The sequence below is a fragment of the Candidatus Neomarinimicrobiota bacterium genome (assembly GCA_034716895.1).
Lineage (GTDB): Bacteria > Fidelibacterota > UBA8477 > UBA8477 > JABMPR01 > JABMPR01.
In genome coordinates this window covers 1-4,906 of sequence record JAYEKW010000048.1, presented here as the reverse complement: position 1 = coordinate 4,906, position 4,906 = coordinate 1, and the positions used below count along the sequence as shown (strand labels likewise).

Below are 4,906 nucleotides of genomic sequence, written 5' to 3'. Positions count from 1 at the left end.
GTCAGAGCAGACGTTTCAGCAAGTGGATACCATATACCGTATAACCCTTATACCTTTATACCCCAGAATATTTTATTGACCCCCAATCTCAATGATTGTATCCAGGTACGCATTATGACGATGAGCCATAAATATATCGAAATGTCTAACTAAACCGGATGGTACCCATATGATGTCCAGCCAGATCAAGGCTTACTTCATCACCGGGATTCAGAACTCCAATTCCTTCAGGTGTGCCGGTAAAAATAATGTCACCGGGTTGCAAGTCAGTATATTCTTCCAAATAAGCGGGAATCTTTTCCAGCGGCAGGATCATCTGGCTACTATCACCCCGCTGTCGCACTTGCTGATTTAAAACCATGGTAAACCTGATCTGATCCAGGGAGGGGATCTCTTTTGCAGGGATAAAACGACTTACTACGGCAGCACCATCAAATGATTTTGCCAGCGTCCAGGGCTTGCCGGCTGACTTCAGTTCACTCTGGACATCCCTAAGCGTAAGGTCCAGACCCAATCCGATTCCGGCAATAAATGATCCCTTATTATTGCGATCCATCATGACCACCAGCTCAGTTTCATAGTGAACTTCACCATGATCCCGAAACAATTTCTGTACCCCGTTCAATGGTACCAGGGCATTCAAGCCTTTTTGAAAAATCAGTGGTTGAGCTTCCACCAGATTGCCTAGTTCTTCAGCATGTTTGGCATAATTGCGACCCAGACACCAGATGGTACGTGGCTGGATGCCTTTTTCTTTTTCTGTGAAATCGAAGACCATGTTAGTTCCTGAGTTTTTTTGAGTTTATGAGCTTATGAGTTTTTTGAGTTTCACGAGTTTCAGTTTTGATTCCTGATCCTGTCTGCGTGGCGAAACGCTGTAAAGACAGAAGTAATCTGAGTGCAGTAAGATCCGATGCACAGCTGAAAGCGCAGGCTGAAAGATTTGATGTCTTCAATGATAGTTATCCCCTATACCCTATACCCTATACCCTATACCCTTTTTACTTATTCCTTAAAAACGCCCTCTCGCCCGCCTGCGTATAACTTCGTGCGGGCAGGCAGAGCCGCCAAGACGCAGAGTCTTTTATGCCAAAACCCTTATACCCTTTTTACTTTTTACTTATTCCTTAAAAACGCCCTCTCGCCCACCTGCGTATAACTTCGTGCGGGCAGGCAAAGCCGCCGGGACGCAGAGCTTTTTGTGCTCCAAAACCCCTTACCTTTCGCCTATCGGTTACGCCCTGGCAAGTTTCTCTATTTTCTCAATTTAACCCGGTTTTTATCCGCTGAGCCATAATAGTGGATATTCCGGGGACGTGGGCGATCTCATCCACATCGGCATTTTTTAAATTATTCAATGACCGGAAGTACTTTAACAGTGCCACCCGCCGCGATTGTCCAATACCTGCAATATCATCCAGGGCAGAATGAACCATGGCCTTACTGCGTCTATTCTTCTGGAAGGTGATGGCAAACCGGTGGGCTTCATCTCGAATCCTTCTCAACAAGATGATCGAAGGGCTGGTTTTGGGAATACCCAGGGAAAGCGATTCTCCTGGAAGAAACACTTCCTCTAAACGTTTGGCTAAACCCAGAATTGGGATATGGGACATTCCGATCTGCTTTAAAATATCTACAGCAGCACTTAATTGCCCTTTACCACCATCGATCAGAATCAGGTCCGGTTCGGATAATGCCTCAGCTTTTACTCGGGTATAGCGCCGGTGGATCACTTCTTTCATACTGGCAAAATCATCGATGCCCTGGACCGTTTTTATTTGAAATTTGCGATATTCCTGTTTAGCCGGTTTCCCATCCTTAAAACACACCAGGGAAGCCACGGTTTCTGTTCCTCCCAGATGAGAGATATCAAATCCTTCGATCCGCCGGGGTGGAGCGTTGAGATTCAGGTCTTCCTGGAGTGCTCGGACCATTTTGGGCACGATCTCCACTCGTTGGGCTTGTTCCAGAGCCCAGTCTTTGAGCACTAATTCGGCGTTGCGATCAGCAAGTTCCAATAAGGTTTTCTTCTCCCCTATTTGCGGCGTTCTGAATGTGATCCTGGCACCGGAAACATCCTTCAGCCAGGCCGTGATCATGTCCAAATCAGCGATCTCATCAGGAACCAAAATTTCGCGGGGGATAAAGGAAGCATCCTCATAAACACGAGTGATCATGCGGCTCAAAATAGCGGGCATTTTCTCATCTTCAGCTCCCCGAAAGCGGAATTGTTCTTTCCCGATCAGTTTGCCGGCTCTTATTCGGATCAAAATTCCACAGGTAAGATTATCCTGGCGGGCGACTCCCAGGACATCCCGATCTTCAAAATCACTGGTTTTAAGACGTTGACGACTGACATAGGAGCGCACAGCCTCCAGTTGATCCCGATAGCGAGCGGCCTGCTCATAATCAGTATTAGCTGCCGCCAATTGCATTTTATTTTCAAGATAAGTTTCAACAGTATCGGTTCGCCCTTTGAGGAAATCCTCCACACGTTGGATCATCTCAGCATATTCCTGACGAGTGATCAAGCCCTGGCAAGGTCCGTCACATTTTCCGATGTGGTAATCCAGACACAACTGGACTTTCCCAGCTGCCACGGACTCGTCATCCATACGATAGTGACAACTTCGGATAGTGAAAATACGTTTGATCACAGACAGGGCTGAGCGGAGCCCTTTCACGTTGGTATAGGGTCCGTAGTAGACCGATCCATCTTTTACAATAGTTCGAGTTACAAATACCTGGGGATAGGCTTCTTTGGTAATCCGAATATAGGGAAAGGTCTTATCATCACGGAGATCAATATTGAAATGAGGGCGATGTTGTTTGATGAGGTTGGCTTCGGTGAGCAGGGCTTCCACCTCGCTACGGGTAACCAGAGTCTGCAGATCCCAGATCCGGGTGATCAAGCGTGCCGTTTTGGGGCTATCGGGAGCACCTGTAAAGTAGGATTTAACCCGATTGCGCAGCACTTTAGCTTTTCCAATATAGATGATCTTCCCATTTCTATCGTAGTAGAAATAGACCCCGGGTTGTTTCGGCAGATCTTTCAGTTTGGCCAGATATGGTGCGATCACTTTTGACACGCTTAAAATCTAAATTGAGTTGAATGAAATACTCGCGTTTTTTCCGGGTTACGGGATTTTGGGATGATAAGCAGTGAGGCGAGAGTAATGCTGGTTGTAGCAACGATCCATACATTTCAGCATGCCAGATCGAGACGCACTTTTTGTTGAAGATTTGGATAATGCCTATTTTGAATTAAGTTTCAGGCACTAACCACCTTTTAATAACTGATCACCTTTTTACAACCTTATCAAGGAAGTGAGCGTGCATTCATGCAAAATGAATCTGGTCATCTTGTGGAACCAAACAGAGCACCAATGAACAGGCTAAAATTAATGGAAGAATACCACAAGGCTTTACAGGCGAGGCATTACAGCCCTCGTACTGAAAAAACCTACAGCAGGTGGATCATCCGATTTCTCGAATTCCATAATAGGGTACATCCAATTGATTTGGCGGAACCTGAGATCAATAAATTTTTGAGCTATCTGGCTGTTTCACAAAGAGTAAGTGCATCAACGCAAAATCAGGCACTTGCGGCAATACTATTTCTTTATCGGCATGTATTTGGAACCGAAGTTGGGGAACTGGGGGACATTATCAGAGCCAGGAAACCCATTCGTATTCCAGTTGTGATGACAAAGGGTGAGGTGAAGCGTGTGTTAGATCGAGTGGCACAGCAGCATAGATTAATTCTCAACCTGCTTTATGGTTGTGGATTCAGATTGCGGGAATGTATAGGATTACGTGTCAAGGATGTGGATTTCCGGCGGAATGAGATAGCAGTCAGAAATGGAAAGGGTGCTAAGGATCGGGTCGTAATGCTTCCCGTTTCATTAAAAGTGCCTTTAAAGAAACAACTCAATGAGGTTAAGAGAATCTACCTGGATGATCTATCGAAGGGTTTTGGCCAGGTACCATTACCCCGTGCTTTGGATCGGAAATATTTGAATGCTTCCAAGGAATGGCGTTGGCAGTGGGTTTTTCCACAGGCGAGGCTCTGGAAAGATAAGAAAACTCTAAAACGGGGTCGTCATCACATTGATCCCTCGATTATACAGCGGGCAGTTAAACATTCTGTTGATAAATGCGACTTGACTAAACAGGTCAGTTGTCATACTTTCCGCCATTCTTTCGCTACTCATTTACTAGAGGGAGGTTGTGATATTCGTACGGTTCAGGTTTTATTGGGGCATAAGGACTTAAAGACGACCATGATTTACACGCATGTCATGAACCACGGTCCATCTGGAGTACGGAGTCCCATTGATACTTTGTAGTGGTATAGTAATGAGAACGTCGGGAATTAAAGGCAGCAATGATCTACACTCATATTATAAATCACGATCCACCTGAATCGCGGGGTTCTCTTGATACTTTGTAGAGATATGGTTTTGAGTACGCAGAGAATTAGGGGTGACTATGATCTACATTCGTATCCTAAATCACAATCCACCTGGAATACTGGGCTGTCCTGATACTTTGCGAGATGAGATTTTGAGTGAACTGGGAATTTTAGGTGACCATGATCTACACACGCATTGTGAATCACAATCGACATGAAACACGAGGTTCTCATGAACTTTTGTAACAACACGGCTTTGGAAGAAGATAGAGGATCTTACGCGGGTCAGTCTAAACTCCTACCACAATTGGAATTCTACTCTAACCAACTGGGTTTCAGCAGCTTGAAAATTAATACTAATTTGCTTATACTGCATTAACGCAATTTTAAATGTCTTATACAGAACAACATAATTATAGTTAGTTGGGCATCAGATTTGATAGTTAACAGAGATTTATTGCTAATTGACATGGACTTCCGGCATTATTCATT

At 44.9% G+C, this 4,906-nt stretch carries 4 protein-coding genes; 2 read left to right on the top strand and 2 right to left on the bottom strand.

Annotated elements, in window-relative coordinates; genetic code table 11:
• Window positions 1-145: 145 nt before the first annotated feature.
• Together U9Q77_03560 and uvrC are read right to left on the bottom strand one after the other, a co-directional pair.
• On the bottom strand, window positions 146-778 hold the full coding sequence (locus U9Q77_03560; GenBank protein MEA3286439.1) for a fumarylacetoacetate hydrolase family protein: 633 nt from the start codon (window positions 776-778) through the stop codon (window positions 146-148).
• A 484-nt stretch (window positions 779-1,262) separates the two neighbouring features.
• Window positions 1,263-3,089: an excinuclease ABC subunit UvrC gene (gene uvrC / locus U9Q77_03555; GenBank protein MEA3286438.1), complete on the bottom strand. Its 1,827-nt coding sequence runs from the start codon at window positions 3,087-3,089 to the stop codon at window positions 1,263-1,265.
• Window positions 3,090-3,386: 297 nt separating this feature from the next.
• On the opposite strand from uvrC, the gene U9Q77_03550 reads away from it, so the two are divergent.
• Both U9Q77_03550 and U9Q77_03545 read left to right on the top strand, forming a co-directional pair.
• On the top strand, window positions 3,387-4,349 hold the full coding sequence (locus U9Q77_03550) for an integron integrase (protein MEA3286437.1): 963 nt from the start codon (window positions 3,387-3,389) through the stop codon (window positions 4,347-4,349).
• A 142-nt stretch (window positions 4,350-4,491) separates the two neighbouring features.
• Entirely contained in the window at window positions 4,492-4,632 is a 141-nt protein-coding gene (locus U9Q77_03545) for a hypothetical protein (protein MEA3286436.1), read from the top strand.
• The last annotated feature ends 274 nt before the right edge of the window (window positions 4,633-4,906 follow it).